Consider the following 20,230-nt stretch of genomic DNA (forward strand, 5'->3'; position numbering starts at 1 on the left):
CCGCTGGGCCCCGTCGTGTTGGAGTGCGCAGACTTCGCAGACGTGTACCGCCCGTGAAAAACCCGACCCTCGCCACCCTGCTTTGCCTTCCTCTGCCCCTGCTGGCGTCCGAACGCGACGAAGCCCTTAAACTGCCTGATGTGCTCATCAGCGCCAGCCGCCAGGTAGAGTCGCGCACCGCCACCAGTGCTGCGAACACCGTGTTCACCCGGACCGATATCGACCGCCTGCAGCCGAGCAGCGTCATGGACCTGCTCAGCCGCGTGCCGGGCGTGCAGGTGGCACCGACCGGCGGACGCGGCAGCTTGCCAGGCCTTTTCATTCGCGGCACGAAGACTGCGCAAACGCTGGTGTTGGTCGATGGTGTACGCATCGCCAACGCGACCTCAGGCGACAGCGGCCTGCAGTTTCTCAACGTCGACCAGATCGAGCGTGTCGAAGTGCTTCGCGGCTCCCGGTCGGCGGTGTATGGCAGCGATGCCATTGGCGGGGTCATCCAGGTGTTCACCCGGCGCAGCGTCGGAGATGGCCTGCACCCGCGTGTGCGTCTGGCCGCCGGTAGCCGAAAAACCTTCCAGCGCAGCCTGGGTGTGTCGGGCGCCGACGGCTCAACGCGCTTCAACCTGGGCGCAAGCCTGGACGAAACGGCAGGCATCGATTCAACAGGACCGTCGTTCGGCAGCGACGCCGACCATGACGCTTACCGTAACAAATCGCTCAACTTCAGCCTGAGCCAGACGCTCGGCGAGCGCGTGGAAGTCGGCATGAACCTGCTGCACAATCAGGGCCGCAGTCAATACGACAACCCATTCGGCGGCTTCGACCCTGTCACCTACGAAAGCGTCGGCCAGCAGCCTTACACCGACTTCAGTATCGCCAGCCTGGGCAGTTACCTCGACGCCCAGCCCAACGACAACTGGCACACGCGGCTGGAGGTAGCGCACAGCGAAAACCGTGACGACAAGCGCGACATGTTGAGCAGTGAACGCTTTGTGTTCAACACCTACCGCGACCAGATGACGTGGCAGAACGACTTGGCGCTGGACGACCGGCACAGCCTGCTCGCCGGTGCCGACTGGTATCAGGACCGGGTGCACGCCAGTACCGACTTCGAAAAGGACTGCCGTTGGAACCGGGCGGTGTTTCTTCAGCACCGCTACCAAGGCACGCTGTTTTCCACTGAAGTGGGCGTACGCCAGGACCGCAACGAGCAATTCGGCACCCATACCACCTGGAGTGGCAGCGTGACCGTTGCGCTGGATGATCGCAATGATGTAGTGCTGTCCTATAGCGAAGGTTTCCGGGCACCTACGTTCAACGACCTGTACTACCCGCAGTTCAGCAACCCTGACCTGGACCCCGAGCATTCTAGAACCCATGAAGTGCAGTGGCGCAGCCAGCTGTCTTCCGACACCCGCCTGGAGGCTTCCTTGTACCGCACCGACCTGCGCGATGCGATCGTGTTCGGCCAGGATGCTATTCCCCGCAACGTGGCCTCGGCGCGCGTCGACGGTGTAGAGCTGGCCCTGGCCCAGCAGTGGGGCGACTGGAGCAGCCAGCTGGGCCTGGCGATGATCGACCCCCGAGACCGCGACAGTGGCCATACATTGGCCCGACGGGCACGCCGCACCCTGAGCCTGGACCTGGACCGCCGTGTGGGTCCCTTCGGCGTCGGTGCCAGTGTGCAAGCCGTCAGCAGCAGCTACGACGATGAAGGCAACCGCAGCCGTTTGGGTGGGTACGGGCTGCTGGGGCTGCGCGGCAGTTGGGCAGCCACCGAGGCGCTGACGGTGGAGGCGAAGCTGGACAACCTGTTCGACCGTGGCTACAGCCGCGCCCTGTACAGCTACGAGGGCAACCCCCACGCCTATCGGGAAGAAGGGCGCACGTTGTTGTTCAGCGTGACCTGGACACCGGCGCTCTAGCAGCTAGCAGTTCGCACAGGCGAGCCGTCGCTTCGATCATCTGCCCACTGGGGCGCTCGATGCCGTTGTCCGGTACCACCAGCAACCCGTCCTGCGCCACCGCGCGCAGCATCGGCCAGGCCTTCCAGCTGGCCAACTGTTGCACATCGGCAGCCAGGATGATGTCGGGGTCGCGGGCGATGACCGACTCCACGCTCACCTGTGGCGCTGCCGGGTTCAAATCCGCAAAGACATTCCGCGCACCACAGACGGCGAGTGCATCGCTGATCACTTGTTGCCCACCCAGGGTGTACAAAGGGCGATCCCAGACTTGGTAGAAGACCTGCAGAGGTCTGTCACGGCGGTATTGCTGGCGCAGTGCGTTCAATCGTGCTCGCAAGGCGTGAGCGTAGCGGCGCCCTTGATCAGCGCGGCCCACGTGCTCGGCAATTTCTTCGATCTGGCCAATCAACTGTTCGATGCCGCGGGGCTCTGCGCTGAAAGTAGGGATGCTTAGACGCTTGAGCTGGTCGCGCTGCGCAGGGGGTACGCTGCCCGGCCACAGCAAGAGCAAATCAGGGCGCAGACTGAGCAAGCGCTCCATATCCAGCTGGCCGTAGCGCCCCACCGAGGGTAGCGCTCGCAGCGCAGGGGGCCGTTCCCCCCCATCGAGCACCCCCACCAGCAGATCGCCTGCCTGAAGTTCGAGCATGATGTCCGTCATCGACGGCGCCAGGCTGACGACGCGCACTGGCCCAGCGCTCGCCAGGCTACAGGCCAGAAGCGCCAGCCCCGCAATGAGCCGGCGCATCAGCCGAGCTGAGGCGGCAGGCGGTACAGGTACAGCAACACCACGGTGGACAAGGCCAGCAGCACCTGCGGGACGGTCTCCAGCCCTACCAGCACCGACACCGCGGCTACCCAGGCGGGGAAGCAGGCATAGGTCATGGCCAGGCGCCGCACGCGAGCCAGTTCGATCCACGCAGCAGGCTCGGCTTCGGTACCGAGGGCCTTGGAGGTGGCAATCAGCGCGCGCTTGTAGGCCCCGAAGCGCGGCAAGGTGAGAAACAATGTGGCTGCGCCAGCGATGAACAGCGGCATGGCCAACATGGGAATCATCGCCTCGCCACCGCCAAAGGCCCAGGCCATGACCGGCAGCGGCACGAGGCCCACCGCCAGGTATTGCCACCAGGCCAGGGCAAGACGCCGCTTGACCTCGGCACGGGTCACGCCTGGGGCACCTCGCCCTGGTGTTCGTTGCCCAGCATATGGCCCAGCTTGCCGGCCTTGGTCGCCAGGTAATGGCTGTTGTGCGGGTTGTGCCCGGTATGCAGCGGCACACGCTCGGCCACCACGATATCCATGTCGGTCAGGGCCTTGACCTTGCGCGGGTTGTTGGTCATCAAGCGCAACGCCTTGACTCCCAGGTGCTCGAGCATTGGCAGGCAGATGGCGTAGTCGCGTTGGTCGGCGGCAAACCCGAGGCGCTCATTGGCTTCGACCGTGTCCGCCCCGCCGTCCTGCAGTTCATAGGCGCGGATCTTGTTCAGCAGGCCAATGCCACGGCCTTCCTGGCGCAGGTAAAGCAGCACGCCACGGCCTTCTCGGGCGATCGCCTGGAGGGCAGCTTCGAGTTGCGACCCGCAATCACAGCGTTGACTGAACAAGGCGTCGCCGGTCAGGCACTCGGAATGCAGGCGCCCCAATACCGGCTGCCCATCGGCGATATCACCCAGGCTGAGCACCACGTGCTCGCGGCCGGTGGCTTCATCCAGAAAGCCGTGCATGGTGAAAGTCGCGAAAGGCGTCGGGAGTTTAGAGGCTGCAACAAAGACGACGGGCACGTTGTGCTCCTGGGATAAGTGGGAATTTCAATGGACCGATTGTATCAGCAGCTTACGAGCAGTGCTCCGGCAGTATACCGCCGGTTATTATCGAAAACCTCGATGCGTGGCAGGTGCGGCTATGCGCAACGCGCTACGGCTTGGCGCTGGTATCGAAAGGATAAGGCTGTTTCCAACGCTCGAATATCGGCCTGAGTTCGCCGCTGCGCACCAGTTCGGCCATGCGTTTGTCGAACACATCACGCAATGCCTCACCCCGCTCACTGCGGGCGAACGCCAGGTACATGGGCAGCTCGACCACGTGGGTACGCCGGAATCGACCAGGTTGCGAGCTTTGCCCAATGACGTAGTCCACTTCGGTCATGGCGTCGACATAGAAGTCCACCCGGTCATGCTCAAGCATGGGCAGAATGCCTTCGCGTCGCTGGATTTCACGGTACTCCCGCACGCGGGGCAGGTATTTGCCATAGGCATAGCCACGCACCCAGGCCAGGCGATAGTCGCCTATGGTTGCCAGTGTGGGGGCCGGCTTGCTGGCAAGCCCGAGGGCGTAGACATGGTCGACGTCGAAATGCCAGCGAGGGTAGAGGTTGTCTTCACTTTCGTTCTTGTAGGAGCCGACCCAGGCATCAGCCTCGCCACGTTTGACCAGGCCAATGGCACGGCTGTAGGGCGCACTCTGCGGCACGACCTCGATCCCTGCGGGCTGGAACACCTTACGCATCACGTCCCAGGCCACACCGGTGCCATCTGCGTTGGTGTAGTCGGCCCACTCCTCGCTGACCAGGTGAACCTGGTCAGGTTGGCTATCGCCGGCAGTCGCCCACGGGGCCGCGACCATCAGTAATGCCAGCAGCATACCCTTCAGCACCATGGCAGCCCCCGTTCTATGCGACAGCCCATACCAGAACCTGCATGCCCAACCAGGCGAAGACGCCGGCCAGCACGTCATCGAGCATGATGCCGACGCCGCCATGGACGTGACGATCAATCCAACGGATGGGCCAAGGCTTGAGGATGTCGAAGAAGCGGAACATCAGAAAGCCCGCCAACAGCCACTGCCAGCCATCGGGCACCAGCCACAGCGTAATCCACATGCCGACCATTTCGTCCCAGACGATGCCTTCATGATCATGCACGCGCAAGTCATTGGCCACCTTGCCGCACAGCCAGAAGCCGAACAGCATGGTGATACCCAGTACCAGCCAGTAGCCCCAATCGGGCAGCATCTGCCAGAGCGGAATGAAGGGTATCGCCACCAGCGAGCCCCAGGTGCCAGGCGCCTTGGGCAAGGTGCCGGAGCCGAACCCGAACGCGATGAAGTGCCAAGGGTTGCGCCAGACCGATGGCGGAACGAACTCCGCAGGCACCTGATTGGGGTGGTCGGTCACGGTATCTCCCTAAAGTGTTGGTAGCCCCGCTGCCGAGGCGTGATGTCCTGACCGTGCGCGTCGCGCAGGGACACGCCCTGCCCTTGCAGTACGCGGCCAATGGGGTAGACCTGGATGAAGCCAAAGTGCGCAAGGTGCGTCAAGGCGTCCGGGGGTGCCGTGAACGCTAGGATGTAGTCGTCACCACCGGCGAGCGCTGCCTGCACGGCCGCCTCGCGCCCCAGGAACGCCTCCACTTCGGGGGACACCGGCACTTGTGCCACGTTCACCTCGAGCGCCACGCCAGAGGCCTTGGCGATATGACCGCAATCGGCTAGCAAGCCATCGGAAATGTCGAGTGCCGCCGTAGCGTGCCCTCTGAGCAAGGCACCGAGGGTGAGCTGCGGCATGGGCGCCCAATAGTGGGCCAGCAGCGGCGCTGCCACGGCCGGCGGTGCCTGGCGCTGCCCGAGCACCAGGGGCAAGGCGCCAGCGGCCTTGCCCAGCGAGCCACCGACATACAGCAGGTCGCCTGGCTGGGCGCCAGTGCGTCGTAATGCCTGCCCGGTGGGCACACGGCCGAACACCGTCACGGTGATGCTCAACGGACCTCGGGTCGTGTCACCGCCAATCAGGCTCATGCGGCAACGGTGTGCCATGCGGCTGAGCCCTGCCGAAAACTCCTCCAACCACTCGTGGCTGACGTCAGGCAGGGTAAGGGCCAGCGTGAAGCCGATCGCAGTAGCGCCCATGGCGGCCAGGTCACTGACAGCGACGGCCAGGCAGCGCTGCCCCAGCAGCTTCGGGTCGCAGACGGCAGGGAAATGCACGCCGGCTACCAGGGTGTCGGTCGAGACGGCCAACTGCTCACCGGGAGGGAGATCCAACAGGGCACAGTCGTCACCGATGCCCAGCGCCACCCCTTCGCCCTCGCCGTGCACTGCACAGTGCGCGGAGGCGAAGTAACGGTTGATCAGCTCGAACTCACCCATGGCCAGGCTGCGCCGCAATTAGCGCTTGTTCGCCTTGACTTCGACTTCGCGCAGCGTCGGTGCCAGTTTGTCGAGCACGCCGTTGACGAACTTGTGACCGTCGGTGGCGCCGAAGACCTTGGCCAGCTCGACGCCTTCGTTGATCACAACGCGATAAGGCACGTCGATGCGCTTGATGAATTCCCAAGTGGACAGACGCAACACGGCCAGTTCGACCGGGTCGAGCTCGTCGAGGCTCAGGTCCAGGCAGGGCTTGAGCGCACTGTCGATTTCGTCCTTGATGGCCGGAACGCCATGCAGGATTTCACGGAAGTAGGCGCCGTCGACATCCGCAAAATCGTTATCGACCCGAAACTGCGCTTCGATCTCGTTCAACGAATGCTGCGCCATGTGCCATTGATACAGCGCTTGGGTCGCGAGCTTGCGGGCTTCACGGCGCTTGGCGCTCTTCGATGGCTTGCCGGCATCCGCAGGTTTGGGATCGCGCGGGTTGAAACGATCGCTTTCGTCGCTAATCACTTGGCCTCCAACTGCGCCAGCAGGCTTACCATTTCCAGGGCAGACAGGGCGGCTTCTGCACCTTTGTTGCCGGCTTTGGTGCCGGAACGCTCGATGGCCTGCTCGATGGAGTCGACGGTCAGTACGCCGAACGCCACAGGGACACCGAACTCCATGGACACCTGGGCCAGGCCCTTGGTGCACTCGCCCGCCACGTATTCAAAGTGCGGGGTGCCGCCACGGATCACAGCGCCCAGTGCGATGATCGCGTCGTAAGCACCCTGCTGGGCGACCTTCTGGGCAACCAGCGGAATCTCGAACGCGCCAGGCGCACGGATGATGGTGATGTCGTTTTCGCTGACGCCATGGCGTACCAGGGCATCAACGGCACCACTTACCAGGCTTTCGACAACGAAGCTGTTGAAGCGGCCAACCACCAAAGCATAGCGACCTTTGGGGGCAATGAAGGTACCTTCGATGGTCTTCAGGGTCATTGCGATATTCTCATCTTCAAACGCAAGGCCGCTTGCTGGCGGCCTCGACAGGGGTATGGACTCGAGCTGCAGGGCGTCATTGCCGCCTCAAGTCACTCGGAGGGCACGTATTCTACAACTTCCAGGTCGAATCCGGATATCGCATTGAACTTCATCGGCGAACTCATCAGGCGCATCTTGCGCACACCCAGGTCACGCAGGATCTGCGAACCGGCACCCACGGTGCTGTAGGTGGTCGGGGTCTTGGCCGGTGCATCGCCTGCGCTTTCGCGGATATGCGCGAGCAGCACGTCGCCATCAAGCGGGTGCCCCAGCAGCAGCACCACACCGCTTCCGGCTTCGGCCACGGCGGCCATGGCGGCGCGCAGGCTCCAGCGGCCCGGCTGCTTGACCAGCAGCAGGTCACGCAGCGGGTCCATGTTGTGCACCCGCACCAGGGTGGGCTCTTCGGCGCAGATGGTGCCCAGGGTCAAGGCCATGTGCACGTCACCTTCCACCGCATCGCGGTAGGTGACCAGGTTGAACTCGCCCAGCTCGCTTTCCACCGACTGCTCGGAGACCCGCTGCACGGTGCGCTCGTGGATCATGCGGTAGTGAATGAGATCGGCGATGGTGCCGATCTTCAGGCCGTGCTCGGCCGCGAACACTTCCAGTTCGGCGCGGCGCGACATGGTGCCGTCGTCGTTCATCACCTCGCAGATCACGCCGCTGGGTTCGAACCCGGCCATGCGTGCCAAGTCGCAGGCTGCCTCGGTGTGCCCGGCGCGTGCCAGCGTACCGCCTGGCTGAGCCATGAGCGGGAAGATATGCCCGGGGCTGACGATGTCTTCAGCCTTGGCGTCCCGGGCGGCAGCCGCTTGCACGGTGCGGGCACGGTCGGCGGCGGAGATGCCGGTGGTGACCCCTTCGGCCGCCTCGATCGAAACGGTGAACTTGGTGCCGAAACCCGAACCATTGCGCGGCGCCATCAGCGGCAGCTTGAGGGTTTCGCAACGTTCGCGGGTCATTGGCATGCAGATCAGGCCACGGGCGTGCTTGGCCATGAAGTTGATGTGCTCGGGCTGGCAGCATTCGGCTGCCATGATGATATCGCCTTCGTTCTCGCGGTCTTCGTCATCCATCAGGATGACCATTTTGCCCTGGCGGATGTCTTCGACCAGTTCTTCGATGCTGTTGAGCGCCACGCGGCACCCCCTTCTCAATCAGGATTTCAAGAAGCCGTTGGCGGCCAGGAAACTTTCGGTGATGCCACTGCCCTTGCTCGGCTCGGCCGCCTTGTCGCCCAGCAGCAAGCGCTCCAGGTAACGGGCCAGCAGGTCGACCTCAAGGTTAACCCGACGCCCTGCGCGGTAGTCGGCCATGATGGTTTCGGACAGGGTGTGCGGGACGATGGTCAGCTCGAATTCGGCGCCATTGACCTCATTGACCGTCAGGCTGGTGCCATCGACGGTGATCGAACCCTTGTGGGCGATGTACTTGGCCAGTTCTCGCGGCGCACGCACGCGAAACTGGATGGCGCGGGCGTTATCGCTGCGCGAGATGATTTCGCCCACGCCGTCGACATGGCCGCTGACCAGGTGCCCTCCCAGGCGGGTGGTGGGCGTCAGCGCTTTTTCAAGGTTGACCTTGCTGCCACTTTTCAGGTCGACGAAGGCCGTGCGCTTGAGGGTTTCCACGCTGACATCGGCCCAGAAGCCGTTGCCCGGCAACTCCACCGCCGTCAGGCACACGCCATTGACGGCGATGCTGTCGCCAAGCTTGACGTCACCCAGGTCGAGCTTGCCGGTGTCGACGTGCACGCGCACGTCGCCGCCTTTGGGCGTCAGGCTGCGGATGGTGCCGATGGATTCGATGATGCCGGTGAACATGGGTCTTCCTCAAAACGGTGTGCGCGGGGCAAGCCGCGCATTATACGCCGGGAGCAGGCAGCGGTACGGCTGTGACCCGCCAGTCATCGCCTACTGCGCGCATGTCGGTGATCTGCAGCCGCGGTGCCTCGCTCATGCGGTTCAGTGGCCAGTCCAGCAGGGGACGTGCGCTTGAGCCCAGGAAGGTGCCGGCCATGAACAGCTGGTACTCGTCGACAAGGCCTTGCTGGGCGAAGGCACCCACCAGACCTGCGCCGGCTTCCAGCAGGATTTCGTTGACGCCACGGGCGGCCAGGGCTTGAAGCAGGGCACGCAGGTCGACATGGCCATTGTCACCGGGCAGGCTAAGCAGTTCATGGCCGGCAGCGGCATAACGTGGGTCATCTGCGACGGCGGTCACCACCAGCGCCGGGCCGGCCTGGAAGAATGGTGCCTGCAAGGGCAAGCGCAAACGGCCATCGACCAGCACCCGCAGCGGTGCCCGGCTCAGGGCAAGCGCGGTGGTTTCGGCGTCCAGGCCCAACTCGGCGCCACGCACCGTCATGCGTGCACCGTCAGCCAGCACGCTGCTTGCACTGGTCAGCACCACGCTTGAGCGCGCCCGCAGGCGCTGCACGGCAGAACGCGCCGCAGGGCCGGTGATCCACTGGCTTTCGCCGCTGGCCATGGCGGTACGACCATCCAGGCTCATGGCCAGCTTGGCGCGCACGAACGGCAACCCCTGCTCCATGCGCTTGAGAAACCCAGGGTTGAGTGCCCGTGCCTGCGCTTCGAGCACCCCGCTGGCCACGTCGATACCGGCCTGGGCAAGCCGCTGCAGGCCTTGCCCGGCCACCTGGGGATTCGGGTCCTGCATGGCGGCCACCACCCGCGCCACACCGGCCTTGACCAAGGCTTCGGCACACGGCGGCGTACGGCCATGGTGGCTGCAGGGTTCGAGGGTGACATAGGCACAGCCGCCCCGCGCACGCTCGCCTGCCTGGGCAAGCGCATGCACCTCGGCGTGTGGCTCCCCGGCGCGTACATGCCAGCCCTCGCCCACCACCTCGCCATCGCGGACGATGACGCAGCCCACACGCGGGTTGGGGTGGGTGGTGTAGAGCCCCTTGCGCGCCAACTCAAGCGCGCGGGCCATGTAATGGGCGTCAAGCACAGCTGCGGGGGTTTGCATGCTCACTCTTTGGCTGGCTCACGGGCCAGGCGGTCGATTTCTTCGCGGAATTCGTCAAGGTCCTGGAAGCGCCGATAAACCGAGGCGAAGCGGATGTAGGCCACTTCATCGAGCTTGCGCAACTCGCCCATCACCAGCTCGCCCACCACCAGCGACTTGACCTCGCGCTCACCGGTGGCCCGCAGCCGACTCTTGATGTGGGCCAGGGCGGCTTCGAGGCGCTCGACACTGACAGGGCGTTTTTCCAGCGCACGCTGCATGCCGGCCCGCAACTTGTCTTCGTCGAAGGGCTGGCGAGTACCGTCCTGCTTGATCAGCCGGGGTAGTACCAGCTCGGCGGTTTCGAAGGTGGTGAAGCGCTCGCCGCAGGCGACGCATTCGCGACGGCGCCGCACTTGCTCGCCCTCGGCGACCAGGCGCGAGTCGATGACCTTGGTGTCGTTGGCACCGCAAAACGGACAGTGCATGGTGGCAGGCAACAAAAAAAGGGAGGGCCATGGTAGCGCATCCCACTGGCAAGACAAGCCAAAGGGGTTAACATCCATGCAATTCTGCCCCTGAAGGACTACCCCATGCCTCTTCGCGCGCTTGCCGTGCTGTGCTGCGCCGCCCTGCTCACCGCCTGCGGCAGTGACCGGCCCAAGACCGAACAACCGCCTGCCCCGGCGCCCGCCAAGGTGGCCAAAAAGGCCCAGCCGCTTGGCCCCTTGCCGGCTTATCAGCGCGAGCTGAGCGGCACGTTGCTGGGAATCCCCGCAGGCGCAGAGGTGGAACTTGCCCTGCTGGTGATCGATGAGCGCGATCGGCCGCAACAGCTGCTGGCCAGTAGCACCCTGCCGGGTACCGGACAGGCCTTGCCCTACCAGCTGCGCTTCAATCCCGAGGCATTTCCGGCCGGCGCCAGGGTGGAGCTGCGCGGACGAGCCAGCCGCTCTGGCCAGTTGATCATGCACTTGCCGCCGCTGCGCATCACCCAGGCACAGACCCAGGCCACCGGCCCGCTGCAGTTCGAAAAGGCACCGTAAGTGGCGCCAGTGGCATTGCAACAGGCCCTGAGCGGCCTGATTGGCGAAGCACGGCTGGTGATCAGCGACCTGCCCGGCTGCGCGTTGAAACTATGGCTGATCGATGACCAGAACATGGACCGCGCCTTCAGCAGTGAAGAAACCCGGCGCATTCTCGAAGACCCGCCGTACTGGAGCTTCTGCTGGGCCAGCGGCCTGGCCATGGCGCGCTACCTGGCCGAGCACCGGGAGTGGGTAGCCGGCAAGCGGGTGCTCGATTTTGGCGCCGGTTCCGGCATCGCCGGTATTGCCGCTGCCCGTGCAGGTGCGCTGGAGGTCGTGGCCTGCGACCTTGATCCGCTGGCGTTGGACGCCTGCCGTGCCAACGCCGCCTTGAACGAGGTGGAACTGGGCTACAGCAGCGACTTTTTTGCCGAAGGTGACCGTTTTGACCTGATCCTGGTGGCCGATGTGCTCTACGACCGCGCCAACCTGCCGCTGCTCGATGCCTTCCTCGACCGGGGCCGACAGGCACTGGTGGCCGACTCGCGCGTGCGGGACTTCAGCCACCCTTTGTACCGATCGCTCGGGGTGCTCGACGCCTTGACCCTTCCGGACCTGGCCGAGCCGCACGAATTCCGCCGGGTCAGCCTGTACCACGCCAGCCGCGAGCCTTTATAGTGGTGCCATTCACGGATTTGCGAGAGTCGCGATGAGCCAGGACACCCCATACATCTTCGATGCCACCGATGCCACGTTCCAGCAATTGGTGATCGAGAACTCATTCCACAAGCCGGTGCTGGTCGATTTCTGGGCCGAATGGTGCGCGCCGTGCAAGGCTTTGATGCCCCTTCTGGCAAAAATTGCCGAGGAGTACCAGGGCGAACTGCTGCTGGCCAAGATCAACTGTGACGTCGAGCAGCAGGTAGTGGCGCAATTCGGCATCCGCAGCTTGCCGACCGTGGTGCTGTTCAAGGATGGCCAGCCGGTCGACGGCTTTGCCGGTGCCCAGCCGGAATCGGCGATCCGCGCCATGCTCGAGCCGCATGTGCAGCTGCCGGCGCCACCCACCGCTTCGCCGCTGGAACAGGCTCAGGCACTGTTTGCCGAAAGCCGCTTTGGCGAAGCCGAAGCCGTGCTGCAGCAATTGCTTGCAGAGGACAACAGCAACGCCGAAGGCCTGATTCTGTACGCCCGCTGCCTGGCCGAGCGCGGTGAACTGGGCGAGGCCCAGGTGGTGCTGGATGCGGTCAAGACAGAGGACCACAAGGCCGCTCTGGCCGGCGCCAAAGCGCAACTGACGTTCCTGCGCCAGGCCGCCAGCCTGCCGGAGGTTGCCGACCTGAAAAGTCGCCTGGCGCAGAATCCACAGGATGACGAAGCCACGTACCAATTGTGCATTCAGCAGCTGGCACGCCAGCAGTACGAGCCCGCGCTCGAAAGCCTGCTCAAGCTGTTCCAGCGCAATCGCGGTTACGAAAACGGGCTGCCACACAAGGCATTGCTACAGGTGTTCGAGTTGCTCGGCAGTGCCCATCCGCTGGTGGGTACGTATCGCCGTAAGCTGTTTGCTGCGATGTACTGACGCTTATCAGGCGTGGAGGCATGAGCAAGGTACGCCACCCTGCTCATGCCCTAGTGCTCAAACTCTGCTCTGGGATACGAGCGGCTCGGTACTGATCAGGCCCAGCACCTGTTGCCTGGGTTGCTCCGCCTTGCCCCGTGAGCCGGCCACTGACACGCTTGTCACGTCGTTCGAGGTCGTCTACGCCTTTTCGCCGGCCTGCCACACATACACTGGCGTTTCGCCCTCACTGAACACCCGCACTTGCCCATGGTGCCGCAACCGCACCAGCAACCGCTTGGCTGCGCCAAAGTCCCCCGTGAGGCCCTGCAAATGCTCAAGTAGCTCAGGCCCCTCCATCCGGCCAGCCGTGCGCAATAATTCGCAGGCTACCCGCCACGGCCCATCATCCTTTGCTGCTGCGGGAGGCACCGCGGCAGCTGGCTGGGGTGTCGAAGCAGGGAGCTGTTCGGCTGGCCGTGCCAACTGCGCCCATTCCTGGGGATCAAGCTCGATGGTCAAGTCCACCGGCCACTTACCGATCGTTCCACGAATTCTCACTGTAGGTCCTCGCTCAAGTCATTGTCGCCATGCTACCGCAACATGAAACCTGAGCCACGAGGCTGGCGGCCTGCCAAACAATCGTTATAACATAACCACTCCTACAATCCGCTCCTGGAGTCGCCCATGCGTCGTCTGCTGCTAGCCTTGCCCTTCGCCTGCTTGCCATTGGCCATGACGGCCCATGCCCACGAAGAACATGAGCATGATCACGGCCATGGCACGCTTGCCGCCCATGAGCATGGCGTGGCCAAGCTCAATGCCGTGCTTGACGGCAATACCCTGGAGCTTGAGCTGGACAGCCCGGCGATGAACCTGGTCGGCTTCGAGCACATGGCCAGCAGCGATGCCGACAAGGCCAAGGTGGCCGCGGTGCGTCAGCAGTTGGAACAGCCCCTGAAGTTGTTCGCATTGACGGCGGCCGCGGGTTGCACACCAGACCAGCAAGAACTGCAAAGCCCGCTGTTTGGGGATGCCGCCAAGGCGGACGATGATGCCGACGAGCACGAAAAAGGCCACGTTCACAGCGACATCAACGCCCATTACCAACTCACCTGCACAGCGCCCGAAAAACTCACTCAGATCGACCTGTCGCCGCTGTTCAAGGCCTTCCCCGCCACGCAGAAAATCAATGTGCAATTGATCGGCCCGAACGGCCAGAAGGGGGTGGGAACCTCGCCAACCAAGGCTGTGGTCACACTCTGAATGAACCAGCCGCTGATCCACCTGCAAGACCTGGCGTTCGCCTGGCCGGGACAACCGCCGTTGCTGGATATCCCGGCCTTTGAACTGCAAGCCGGTGAAGCCGTGTTTCTCAAGGGCCCAAGCGGCAGTGGCAAGACCACCCTGCTGGGCCTGCTCGGCGGGGTCAACCGGCCAGGCCGTGGGCGAATCCAACTGCTTGGGCAGGACTTGGCCCTACTCGGCCAAGGTGCCCGCGACCGTTTTCGTGTGGACCACACCGGCTACATCTTCCAGCAATTCAACCTGCTGCCGTTTCTCTCGGTGCGGGAAAATGTCGAGCTGCCCTGTCGTTTCTCGCGCAGCCGCGCCCAGCGTGCCGTCGAGCGCCACGGTAGCGTCGACCAGGCCGCCCGCGAATTGCTTGCCCACCTGGGCCTGGGCGATCCGCAGTTGCTCACGCGGCGAGCCGACAGCCTGTCGATCGGCCAGCAGCAACGCGTCGCCGCCGCCCGCGCCTTGATCGGCCAACCCGAGCTGGTGATCGCCGATGAACCCACATCAGCGCTGGATGCCGATACCCGCGAAGCGTTCATCGCGTTGCTGTTCGATGAATGCCGCGCGGCAGGCTCTAGCTTGCTGTTCGTCAGTCATGACCAGAGCCTGGCCCCGCTGTTCGACCGACACCTGTCCCTGGCCGAGCTCAATCGTGCCGCCAAGCCCCGGGAGGCATGATGTACCTGCTTCGCCTTGCCCTGGCCAGCCTGGCCAACCGCCGCTTCACCGCCTTTCTGACCGCGTTTGCCATCGCCTTGTCGGTTTGCCTGCTGCTGGCTGTCGAACGGGTGCGCACCGAAGCCCGCGCCAGCTTTGCCAGCACCATCAGTGGTACTGACCTGATTGTCGGTGCGCGTTCAGGTTCGGTGAACCTGCTGCTGTACTCGGTGTTTCGCATCGGCAATGCCACCAACAACATACGCTGGGACAGCTACCAGCACTACGCCCAGGACCCACGGGTGAAGTGGGCGATCCCCATCTCGCTGGGCGACTCGCACCGCGGCTACCGGGTGATGGGCACCACCGGCGCCTATTTCGACCACTATCAGTACGGGCGCAAGCAGCACCTGGCGTTGCGCGAGGGCCGGGAATTTGCCGACGATCCTTTCGAAGTGGTACTGGGCGCGGAGGTTGCCGACGCCTTGCACTACAAGCTGGGCGACAAACTGGTGCTGGCCCATGGCGTGGCGGCGATCAGCCTGGTCAAGCACGACGACAAACCATTTACCGTGGTCGGTGTACTCAAGCGCACCGGCACGCCGGTTGACCGCACCTTGTACATCAGCCTGGCCGGCATGGAGGCGATCCATATCGACTGGCACAACGGGGTGCCGGCCCGAGGTGCGGGACGCATCAGTGCAGAACAGGCGCGTGGCATGGACCTGCAACCCGCTGCGATCACGGCGTTCATGCTGGGCTTGAACAACAAGATCGCCACCTTCAGCCTGCAGCGCGAAATCAATGAATACCGCAGCGAGCCGCTGTTGGCGATTTTGCCGGGGGTGGCGTTGCAGGAGTTGTGGAGCCTGATGGGCACTGCCGAACAAGCCCTGTTCGTGGTCTCGCTGTTCGTTGTGCTGACCGGGCTGATCGGCATGCTCACGGCGATTCTTACCAGTCTGAACGAGCGCCGCCGGGAAATGGCGATCCTGCGCTCGGTAGGTGCACGACCATGGCACATCGCCGGGCTGCTGGTACTTGAGGCTCTGGCTCTGGCAACGGCCGGGATCGTTGCCGGGCTTGGCCTGCTGTACGCCGGCATCGCCCTGGCCCAGGGTTACGTGCAGGCCAACTATGGCTTGTACCTGCCATTGGCCTGGCCCAGCACGCATGAATGGTCGTTGCTGGCTATCATCCTTGGCGCAGCGCTGTTGATGGGCAGCGTTCCGGCATGGCGAGCCTATCGGCAGTCGTTGGCAGATGGTTTGTCGATCCACCTTTGAGAGCCTGTGATGATCCGATTTCTCACTGCCTGCCTCGGGGCTCTCCATGCGCTTGCAAGCGCATGGACATGCCGTATGGGGGCCCGCCTGCCAACCGGTAGCCCCGCCCGGCGCCTGCTTTTTTCGCTGCTCGTGATGCTTGCGGTACCTGCATGGGCATCGCAGCCCAGAGAGCTCGACTGGCCCGCCCTGATCCCCGAAGGCGCACCGGTCGTCGCGCCGCAACTGGCGCCCCTGCATGACATGTCGCAGCTCAGCGATGCACTGTCTGCCGAGTCCGCCCCGGCCGCGCGCCAGCAGGCGTCTGCTGCACCCGTGGTGAACAGCCTCGATGGCCAGCAGATCAAGCTGCCGGGCTACATCGTGCCGCTGGAGGTCAATGAGCAAGGCCGCACCACCGAATTTCTGCTGGTGCCGTACTACGGTGCGTGCATCCACGTGCCCCCGCCCCCGTCGAACCAGATTGTGCACATCGTCAGTGAAATGGGCGTAAGGGTCGAAGATCTGTATCAGCCCTACTGGATAGAGGGCACGATGCATGTCAAACCCTCGAGCAGCGAACTGGCTGAGGCGGGTTACCAGATGGAAGCCGAGAAGATCTACGCCTACGAACTCAGATGAGCCTTCCGAAGGCCGGTGCAGACGCTTCTTTGAGCTGGGTCAAACTTTCTGTTTAGTTGCATCCGTACCATTGGACTACACGATTATCAACGTCCTTTGGGAGCTTCCATGAACAAGTCCTTGCTCGGTGCCTCACTCGTGGCCCTGGCACTCACCGCCCCGGCTGCGCACGCTTATCAACCCGGTGATTTCATCGTACGTGCTGGCGCCATCACCACCGCGCCCAACGAGAGCAGCAGCGACCTGAAGTTCGACGGCAACAAGGTGGCAGGCACCAAGGCGACCCTGGACAGCGATACCCAGCTGGGTCTGGCATTCGCCTACATGCTCACCGACCACATTGGCCTGGAATTGCTGGCAGCCACGCCGTTCAAGCACACGGTAGGGGTGAAAGGGCTGGGCGGTGGGCTGGATGGCAAGCTGGCCGACATCAAGCAACTGCCGCCGACCCTTTCGTTGCAGTACTACCCGATGGAGGCGTCGTCGAAGTTCCAACCCTATGCGGGCGTGGGCATCAACTACACCTTGTTCTTCGATGAAGACCTGAGCAGCAACCGCAAGCAACAAGGGTTCAGCAACCTGAAACTGCAGGATTCGGTCGGGTTCGCCGGCCAGCTGGGCATGGACTACATGATCACCGACAACCTGCTGGTCAACGCCGCTGTCTGGTATGTGGACATCGACACCAAGGCCAGCGTGAACGGCCCGAGCGCCTTGGGCTATAGCAAGACCAAGGTCGACGTGGACGTGGACCCTTGGGTCTACATGGTCGGCCTGGGCTACAAGTTCTGATCGAGCGCTGCAAAACACACGGGGCGGCCAAGGCCGCCCCGTTTCGTTACTGTCGTACTGAGCGCCGGACTGGGCGCCCATCGGTTGCTAACGGAGCTTGCCCAACAACCGGGACAGGCCCTCCACCATCGAGGTGGCCCGCTTGAAGTCGAAGCGAGCCAGCAACCGCCTGTTGTCCGCACGCGAATGGCGGATGTCGCCCGAGCGCGGCGTGGTATAGCTGACTGCGGGCAAGCTGCCCACCACCTGCTGGAGCGCAGCGAGCATCTGGTTCAGTGACGTGGCCTGGTTGAGACCGATGTTCACGGCCCCCTCCTCGACCTGCGCTTGCTCGAGCGCTTGCACCATGACCTGTACCAGGTCACCCACATACAGGAAGTCCCGCGTCTGCTCGCCGTCACCGAACACGGTGATTGGCTGACCTTGCAGTGCACGCTCGCTGAAGATGCTGATGACGCCCGAATAAGGCGAGGAAGGGTCCTGCCGCGGCCCGAAGATGTTGAAGAACCGGAATATCACAGGCTCAAGCCCATGCTGGCGCCGGTAGAAGTCCAGGTACTGCTCGCTGGCCAGCTTGTCCACGGCATACGGTGTCAGCGGCGCCTTGGGCGTATCTTCGGCAATGGACTGGCCTTCACCGTTGTTGCCATAGACCGCTGCACTGGACGCGAACAACACGCGACGCACCCCGTGAACACGCATGGCTTCGCACACGTTGAGCGTGCCGATGAAATTGCTCTGGTGCGTGCGCACCGGATCGTCGACCGAAGCCTGCACCGAGGCCACCGCAGCCAAGTGCACCACGGCCTGGCAGCCTGCCGCTGCGCGTTGGACCAATTCGGCGTCGGCAACGTCCCCCTCGACAAGCTCAAGCAGGGGGTGGCCCAGTTGCAGGTTGTCGCGCTTGCCCGTGGAGAGGTCGTCGACAATGCGCACGGCGTAGCCACGCGCCAGCAAGGCGTCGCTCAGGTGAGAGCCGATGAAGCCGGCACCGCCGGTGATCAGGATGGGGGCATCAGCCATGGCGATAGAACCGGTCCAGAAGAGGCGGCAAGCCTGCACGCCAGGCACGGGGCTTGATACCGAAGGTGTGAAGGATTTTCTTGCACGCCAGCACTGCGTTCTGCGGCTCTTCGCTGGCATCCGGGCGCGCGGCATGGGCCTGCGGCGTTGGCGTCTGCACCGCGAGCTGTCGATGCTGGCCGGCCTCGGCGAGGATCGCCTGGCCTAGCGCCACAGGCGTGGTCGCTTCGTTCCCGGCGTAGTGGTAGGTACCCCACAACGGCGAATTGCAGTCCAGTTGCTTGAGCACCGAGAGAATGACCCTGGCCGCATCGTCGACGGGTGTCGGGTTGCCACGCCGATCATCGGCCAGCAGCAATTCCTGGGGTAGCTCGGCGCGCGTCAGGAAACGGCCAAGCAGGCCATCGATACTTTCGTCCAGCACCCAGCCGAACCGCAACAGCACATGTTGCGGGCAGGCCGCACGCACGCTTTGTTCGATACGCCAGAGCGCCTGCCCGCGCAGGCCAAGCGGCAAAGGCTCGTCCTTTTCGCTGTAGGCGGTGGCACGCGAGCCATCGAACACGCGGTAGCTCGAGGGCTGGACCAGCGTGATCTGGTGGTGCTGGCACAACTCTGCCAGCCGCTCCACGGCGCGTTCCTGAAGCGCCAGACGCTGCTCGCTGACCGACTCGGCCTGGAACCAGTCGAAGTAATACGCCAGGTTGACCACGGCGTCGGGACGATGATCGTCGAGCAACTGGGTAAGGCTGGCAGGCGCCCAGCCCTCCTCTGGAGGGCGCGGCGCCATGAAAGCGATGTCCTCCTCGGCCCCAAGACGAATCAGCGCTTGCCCGAGGGCATTGCCACCACCCAACAGCATTAGGCGCATACGCATAGAGTCAGCAGATCCGGAGGTTGTAAGGGAAAGCGGCCATTTTGCGGTTTCCGGGCGGGGAAGTCCAACGTGGGGCCGTATGGGCATTGCTGCGGGAGAAGGTTGCCCCGTGGCCAACTTTTTCCTCGAGCACACATGACGCGACCACCTACTCGACTTCAAACAACCCATTCCTGAGCGGGCCCACATCCAACCGCTCGCGGATGTCTTCATCTATGCGAGGGTCATCAGGCCGGTACAGTTTTACCTGGCGGTAGGCGTTGATGCGATTGATCTCCTGCCCCAGGTACTCCCACACCACTCGGGTACAGGCGGGATTGCGCCGGTCGCCGCTGGACACGCCTGCCTTGAGGCCGTTGAGGCGGGTGATACGGCTTTTGAAGCTGGGGATGAGAATGGTCTGGCTCATCTCGTTGTAGGTAAGCGATTCGTAGTCGATCAGGAACACCCGGTCCTGCAACTGAAAAGCAGCCCCCAGGTACCGACAACGCACTTCGGCATGCAGGTCCGTTGCGCTCGACCGCTCCTGCCGCTCCTGGCGCTCGAACAGAAAGCGCCCGCCCTCCTCCCACAGATGCACCAGTGATACCAGGACCGTACCCGGCACCGACATGCAATTGGAATACTCGAAGTAATACCCGCAGTAACGCGACAGGTTGCCCGCGTGATCATGCAGAGGCCGAAACAGCTCGCTGATCGGATCGCCGGTTTGCTCGACCGAGGACGGTACTCGCGCGCCGATCAAGCGTGAAAACTGATCGGCGGGCAGGTCAAGCTCGTATTCCTCCACCCCGAAGAAATCGCCAATGCGTTTGAGGTTGTAAGCCGTCGGACGGCTTTGCCCACTCAGGTATTTGTTGAACTGGGCGCGATTGATCGACAGTTGGCGGCAAACTTCGGAGATAGAGCGGTAGTGGCTGCAAGCCAGCTTGAGATTGGTAGCGAAATGCTCGCTCATGACAATGG

General features: G+C 63.6%; 25 protein-coding genes. 9 read left to right on the forward strand and 16 right to left on the reverse strand.

The features are described from left to right. The first annotated feature begins 53 nt into the window (after positions 1-53). Positions 54-1,925: a TonB-dependent receptor domain-containing protein gene (locus ACF8E5_RS21535; protein WP_392475772.1), complete on the forward strand. Its 1,872-nt coding sequence runs from the start codon at positions 54-56 to the stop codon at positions 1,923-1,925. On the opposite strand, the gene ACF8E5_RS21540 is transcribed toward ACF8E5_RS21535, so the two are convergent. The 12 genes from ACF8E5_RS21540 to nrdR form a co-directional block, all read right to left on the reverse strand. Then, positions 1,897-2,715 (reverse strand): cobalamin-binding protein, encoded by an 819-nt coding sequence (locus ACF8E5_RS21540; protein ID WP_392475773.1) that lies wholly within the window; start codon positions 2,713-2,715, stop codon positions 1,897-1,899. The two genes, ACF8E5_RS21535 and ACF8E5_RS21540, sit on opposite strands and share 29 nt — an antisense overlap. Next, positions 2,715-3,134, reverse strand: coding sequence for a hypothetical protein (locus ACF8E5_RS21545; protein WP_058603975.1), 420 nt, complete (start codon positions 3,132-3,134; stop codon positions 2,715-2,717). Before ACF8E5_RS21545 ends, ACF8E5_RS21540 begins: the two co-directional genes overlap by 1 nt. Next, on the reverse strand, positions 3,131-3,748 hold the full coding sequence (gene ribA, locus ACF8E5_RS21550; protein ID WP_023534989.1) for a GTP cyclohydrolase II: 618 nt from the start codon (positions 3,746-3,748) through the stop codon (positions 3,131-3,133). The genes ACF8E5_RS21545 and ribA overlap by 4 nt, the downstream gene beginning before the upstream one ends. A gap of 133 nt (positions 3,749-3,881) precedes the next feature. Next, positions 3,882-4,622, reverse strand: a complete 741-nt coding sequence (locus ACF8E5_RS21555) for an ABC transporter substrate-binding protein (protein WP_197844161.1) — start codon at positions 4,620-4,622, stop codon at positions 3,882-3,884. 13 nt (positions 4,623-4,635) lie between these two features. Then, a complete protein-coding gene (locus ACF8E5_RS21560; RefSeq protein ID WP_023535011.1) occupies positions 4,636-5,139 on the reverse strand; it encodes a phosphatidylglycerophosphatase A in 504 nt (167 codons plus the stop codon). Continuing rightward, complete coding sequence (gene thiL / locus ACF8E5_RS21565; RefSeq protein WP_392475790.1) at positions 5,136-6,110, reverse strand: thiamine-phosphate kinase; 975 nt, start codon at positions 6,108-6,110, stop codon at positions 5,136-5,138. Before thiL ends, ACF8E5_RS21560 begins: the two co-directional genes overlap by 4 nt. Positions 6,111-6,128: 18 nt before the next feature. Beyond that, positions 6,129-6,629 carry a transcription antitermination factor NusB gene (nusB, locus tag ACF8E5_RS21570; RefSeq protein WP_058603973.1) on the reverse strand — a complete coding sequence of 167 codons (501 nt, stop codon included), beginning with the start codon at positions 6,627-6,629 and terminating at the stop codon, positions 6,129-6,131. Then, positions 6,626-7,102: a 6,7-dimethyl-8-ribityllumazine synthase gene (ribE, locus tag ACF8E5_RS21575; RefSeq protein WP_023534949.1), complete on the reverse strand. Its 477-nt coding sequence runs from the start codon at positions 7,100-7,102 to the stop codon at positions 6,626-6,628. The genes nusB and ribE overlap by 4 nt, the downstream gene beginning before the upstream one ends. A 92-nt stretch (positions 7,103-7,194) precedes the next feature. After that, complete coding sequence (gene ribBA / locus ACF8E5_RS21580; protein ID WP_023535004.1) at positions 7,195-8,286, reverse strand: bifunctional 3,4-dihydroxy-2-butanone-4-phosphate synthase/GTP cyclohydrolase II; 1,092 nt, start codon at positions 8,284-8,286, stop codon at positions 7,195-7,197. 18 nt (positions 8,287-8,304) lie between these two features. Continuing rightward, positions 8,305-8,970, reverse strand: a complete 666-nt coding sequence (locus tag ACF8E5_RS21585) for a riboflavin synthase (RefSeq protein ID WP_023534964.1) — start codon at positions 8,968-8,970, stop codon at positions 8,305-8,307. Between the two features lie 40 nt (positions 8,971-9,010). Next, positions 9,011-10,141: a bifunctional diaminohydroxyphosphoribosylaminopyrimidine deaminase/5-amino-6-(5-phosphoribosylamino)uracil reductase RibD gene (gene ribD, locus ACF8E5_RS21590; RefSeq protein ID WP_326383776.1), complete on the reverse strand. Its 1,131-nt coding sequence runs from the start codon at positions 10,139-10,141 to the stop codon at positions 9,011-9,013. 2 nt (positions 10,142-10,143) lie between these two features. Beyond that, a complete protein-coding gene (nrdR, locus tag ACF8E5_RS21595) occupies positions 10,144-10,608 on the reverse strand; it encodes a transcriptional regulator NrdR (RefSeq protein ID WP_027915127.1) in 465 nt (154 codons plus the stop codon). Positions 10,609-10,713: 105 nt separating this feature from the next. On the opposite strand from nrdR, the gene ACF8E5_RS21600 reads away from it, so the two are divergent. The 3 genes from ACF8E5_RS21600 to trxA are packed head-to-tail and all read left to right on the forward strand — an operon-like array spanning position 10,714 to position 12,730. Beyond that, positions 10,714-11,166 carry a YbaY family lipoprotein gene (locus ACF8E5_RS21600; RefSeq protein ID WP_058638671.1) on the forward strand — a complete coding sequence of 151 codons (453 nt, stop codon included), beginning with the start codon at positions 10,714-10,716 and terminating at the stop codon, positions 11,164-11,166. Beyond that, on the forward strand, positions 11,167-11,826 hold the full coding sequence (locus ACF8E5_RS21605; RefSeq protein ID WP_058603970.1) for a methyltransferase: 660 nt from the start codon (positions 11,167-11,169) through the stop codon (positions 11,824-11,826). It abuts the gene before it with no gap. A gap of 31 nt (positions 11,827-11,857) precedes the next feature. Next, on the forward strand, positions 11,858-12,730 hold the full coding sequence (gene trxA, locus ACF8E5_RS21610; protein WP_058603969.1) for a thioredoxin: 873 nt from the start codon (positions 11,858-11,860) through the stop codon (positions 12,728-12,730). A gap of 180 nt (positions 12,731-12,910) precedes the next feature. Here trxA and ACF8E5_RS21615 read toward each other — a convergent pair whose 3' ends face one another. After that, on the reverse strand, positions 12,911-13,270 hold the full coding sequence (locus ACF8E5_RS21615) for a hypothetical protein (protein WP_058638672.1): 360 nt from the start codon (positions 13,268-13,270) through the stop codon (positions 12,911-12,913). Between the two features lie 126 nt (positions 13,271-13,396). Between ACF8E5_RS21615 and ACF8E5_RS21620 the strand changes: the two genes are divergently transcribed. The 5 genes from ACF8E5_RS21620 to ACF8E5_RS21640 all read left to right on the forward strand — a co-directional run bounded on the left by ACF8E5_RS21620 (position 13,397) and on the right by ACF8E5_RS21640 (position 17,364). After that, the gene (locus ACF8E5_RS21620; protein WP_392475774.1) at positions 13,397-13,975 is read left to right on the forward strand and encodes a DUF2796 domain-containing protein; all 579 of its coding nucleotides are present in this window, start codon (positions 13,397-13,399) and stop codon (positions 13,973-13,975) included. Next, entirely contained in the window at positions 13,976-14,686 is a 711-nt protein-coding gene (locus ACF8E5_RS21625) for an ABC transporter ATP-binding protein (protein WP_058638674.1), read from the forward strand. After that, positions 14,686-15,951 carry an ABC transporter permease gene (locus ACF8E5_RS21630; RefSeq protein ID WP_392475775.1) on the forward strand — a complete coding sequence of 422 codons (1,266 nt, stop codon included), beginning with the start codon at positions 14,686-14,688 and terminating at the stop codon, positions 15,949-15,951. The genes ACF8E5_RS21625 and ACF8E5_RS21630 overlap by 1 nt, the downstream gene beginning before the upstream one ends. 135 nt (positions 15,952-16,086) lie before the next feature. Beyond that, positions 16,087-16,572, forward strand: a complete 486-nt coding sequence (locus ACF8E5_RS21635; RefSeq protein WP_392475791.1) for a DUF3299 domain-containing protein — start codon at positions 16,087-16,089, stop codon at positions 16,570-16,572. Positions 16,573-16,680: 108 nt separating this feature from the next. Further along, the gene (locus tag ACF8E5_RS21640) at positions 16,681-17,364 is read left to right on the forward strand and encodes an OmpW family protein (RefSeq protein ID WP_100852333.1); all 684 of its coding nucleotides are present in this window, start codon (positions 16,681-16,683) and stop codon (positions 17,362-17,364) included. Between the two features lie 87 nt (positions 17,365-17,451). Here ACF8E5_RS21640 and ACF8E5_RS21645 read toward each other — a convergent pair whose 3' ends face one another. The 3 genes from ACF8E5_RS21645 to ACF8E5_RS21655 form a co-directional block, all read right to left on the reverse strand. Further along, on the reverse strand, positions 17,452-18,387 hold the full coding sequence (locus ACF8E5_RS21645) for an NAD-dependent epimerase/dehydratase family protein (protein ID WP_058603962.1): 936 nt from the start codon (positions 18,385-18,387) through the stop codon (positions 17,452-17,454). Next, complete coding sequence (locus tag ACF8E5_RS21650) at positions 18,380-19,264, reverse strand: sugar nucleotide-binding protein (RefSeq protein ID WP_033695074.1); 885 nt, start codon at positions 19,262-19,264, stop codon at positions 18,380-18,382. The genes ACF8E5_RS21645 and ACF8E5_RS21650 overlap by 8 nt, the downstream gene beginning before the upstream one ends. Before the next feature lie 148 nt (positions 19,265-19,412). After that, the gene (locus ACF8E5_RS21655; RefSeq protein WP_145256259.1) at positions 19,413-20,222 is read right to left on the reverse strand and encodes a helix-turn-helix transcriptional regulator; all 810 of its coding nucleotides are present in this window, start codon (positions 20,220-20,222) and stop codon (positions 19,413-19,415) included. Between the last annotated feature and the right edge of the window lie 8 nt (positions 20,223-20,230).

The organism is Pseudomonas sp. WSY_20 (genome assembly GCF_043104335.1).
GTDB lineage: Bacteria > Pseudomonadota > Gammaproteobacteria > Pseudomonadales > Pseudomonadaceae > Aquipseudomonas > Aquipseudomonas parafulva_B.

Excerpts from the sequence above, each read along its gene's own strand:
- ACF8E5_RS21585 (WP_023534964.1), bottom strand. The coding sequence starts at position 8,970 with ATGTTCACCGGCATCATCGAATCCATCGGCACCATCCGCAGCCTGACG.
- ACF8E5_RS21625 (WP_058638674.1), top strand. The coding sequence starts at position 13,976 with ATGAACCAGCCGCTGATCCACCTGCAAGACCTGGCGTTCGCCTGGCCG.
- trxA (WP_058603969.1), top strand. The coding sequence starts at position 11,858 with ATGAGCCAGGACACCCCATACATCTTCGATGCCACCGATGCCACGTTC.
- ACF8E5_RS21635 (WP_392475791.1), top strand. The coding sequence starts at position 16,087 with ATGCTTGCGGTACCTGCATGGGCATCGCAGCCCAGAGAGCTCGACTGG.
- ribD (WP_326383776.1), bottom strand. The coding sequence starts at position 10,141 with ATGCAAACCCCCGCAGCTGTGCTTGACGCCCATTACATGGCCCGCGCG.
- ribE (WP_023534949.1), bottom strand. The coding sequence starts at position 7,102 with ATGACCCTGAAGACCATCGAAGGTACCTTCATTGCCCCCAAAGGTCGC.
- ACF8E5_RS21555 (WP_197844161.1), bottom strand. The coding sequence starts at position 4,622 with ATGGTGCTGAAGGGTATGCTGCTGGCATTACTGATGGTCGCGGCCCCG.
- ACF8E5_RS21620 (WP_392475774.1), top strand. The coding sequence starts at position 13,397 with ATGCGTCGTCTGCTGCTAGCCTTGCCCTTCGCCTGCTTGCCATTGGCC.
- ACF8E5_RS21645 (WP_058603962.1), bottom strand. The coding sequence starts at position 18,387 with ATGGCTGATGCCCCCATCCTGATCACCGGCGGTGCCGGCTTCATCGGC.
- ACF8E5_RS21640 (WP_100852333.1), top strand. The coding sequence starts at position 16,681 with ATGAACAAGTCCTTGCTCGGTGCCTCACTCGTGGCCCTGGCACTCACC.
- ACF8E5_RS21650 (WP_033695074.1), bottom strand. The coding sequence starts at position 19,264 with ATGCGTATGCGCCTAATGCTGTTGGGTGGTGGCAATGCCCTCGGGCAA.
- thiL (WP_392475790.1), bottom strand. The coding sequence starts at position 6,110 with ATGGGTGAGTTCGAGCTGATCAACCGTTACTTCGCCTCCGCGCACTGT.
- nrdR (WP_027915127.1), bottom strand. The coding sequence starts at position 10,608 with ATGCACTGTCCGTTTTGCGGTGCCAACGACACCAAGGTCATCGACTCG.
- ACF8E5_RS21600 (WP_058638671.1), top strand. The coding sequence starts at position 10,714 with ATGCCTCTTCGCGCGCTTGCCGTGCTGTGCTGCGCCGCCCTGCTCACC.
- ACF8E5_RS21655 (WP_145256259.1), bottom strand. The coding sequence starts at position 20,222 with ATGAGCGAGCATTTCGCTACCAATCTCAAGCTGGCTTGCAGCCACTAC.
- ACF8E5_RS21540 (WP_392475773.1), bottom strand. The coding sequence starts at position 2,715 with ATGCGCCGGCTCATTGCGGGGCTGGCGCTTCTGGCCTGTAGCCTGGCG.
- ACF8E5_RS21630 (WP_392475775.1), top strand. The coding sequence starts at position 14,686 with ATGTACCTGCTTCGCCTTGCCCTGGCCAGCCTGGCCAACCGCCGCTTC.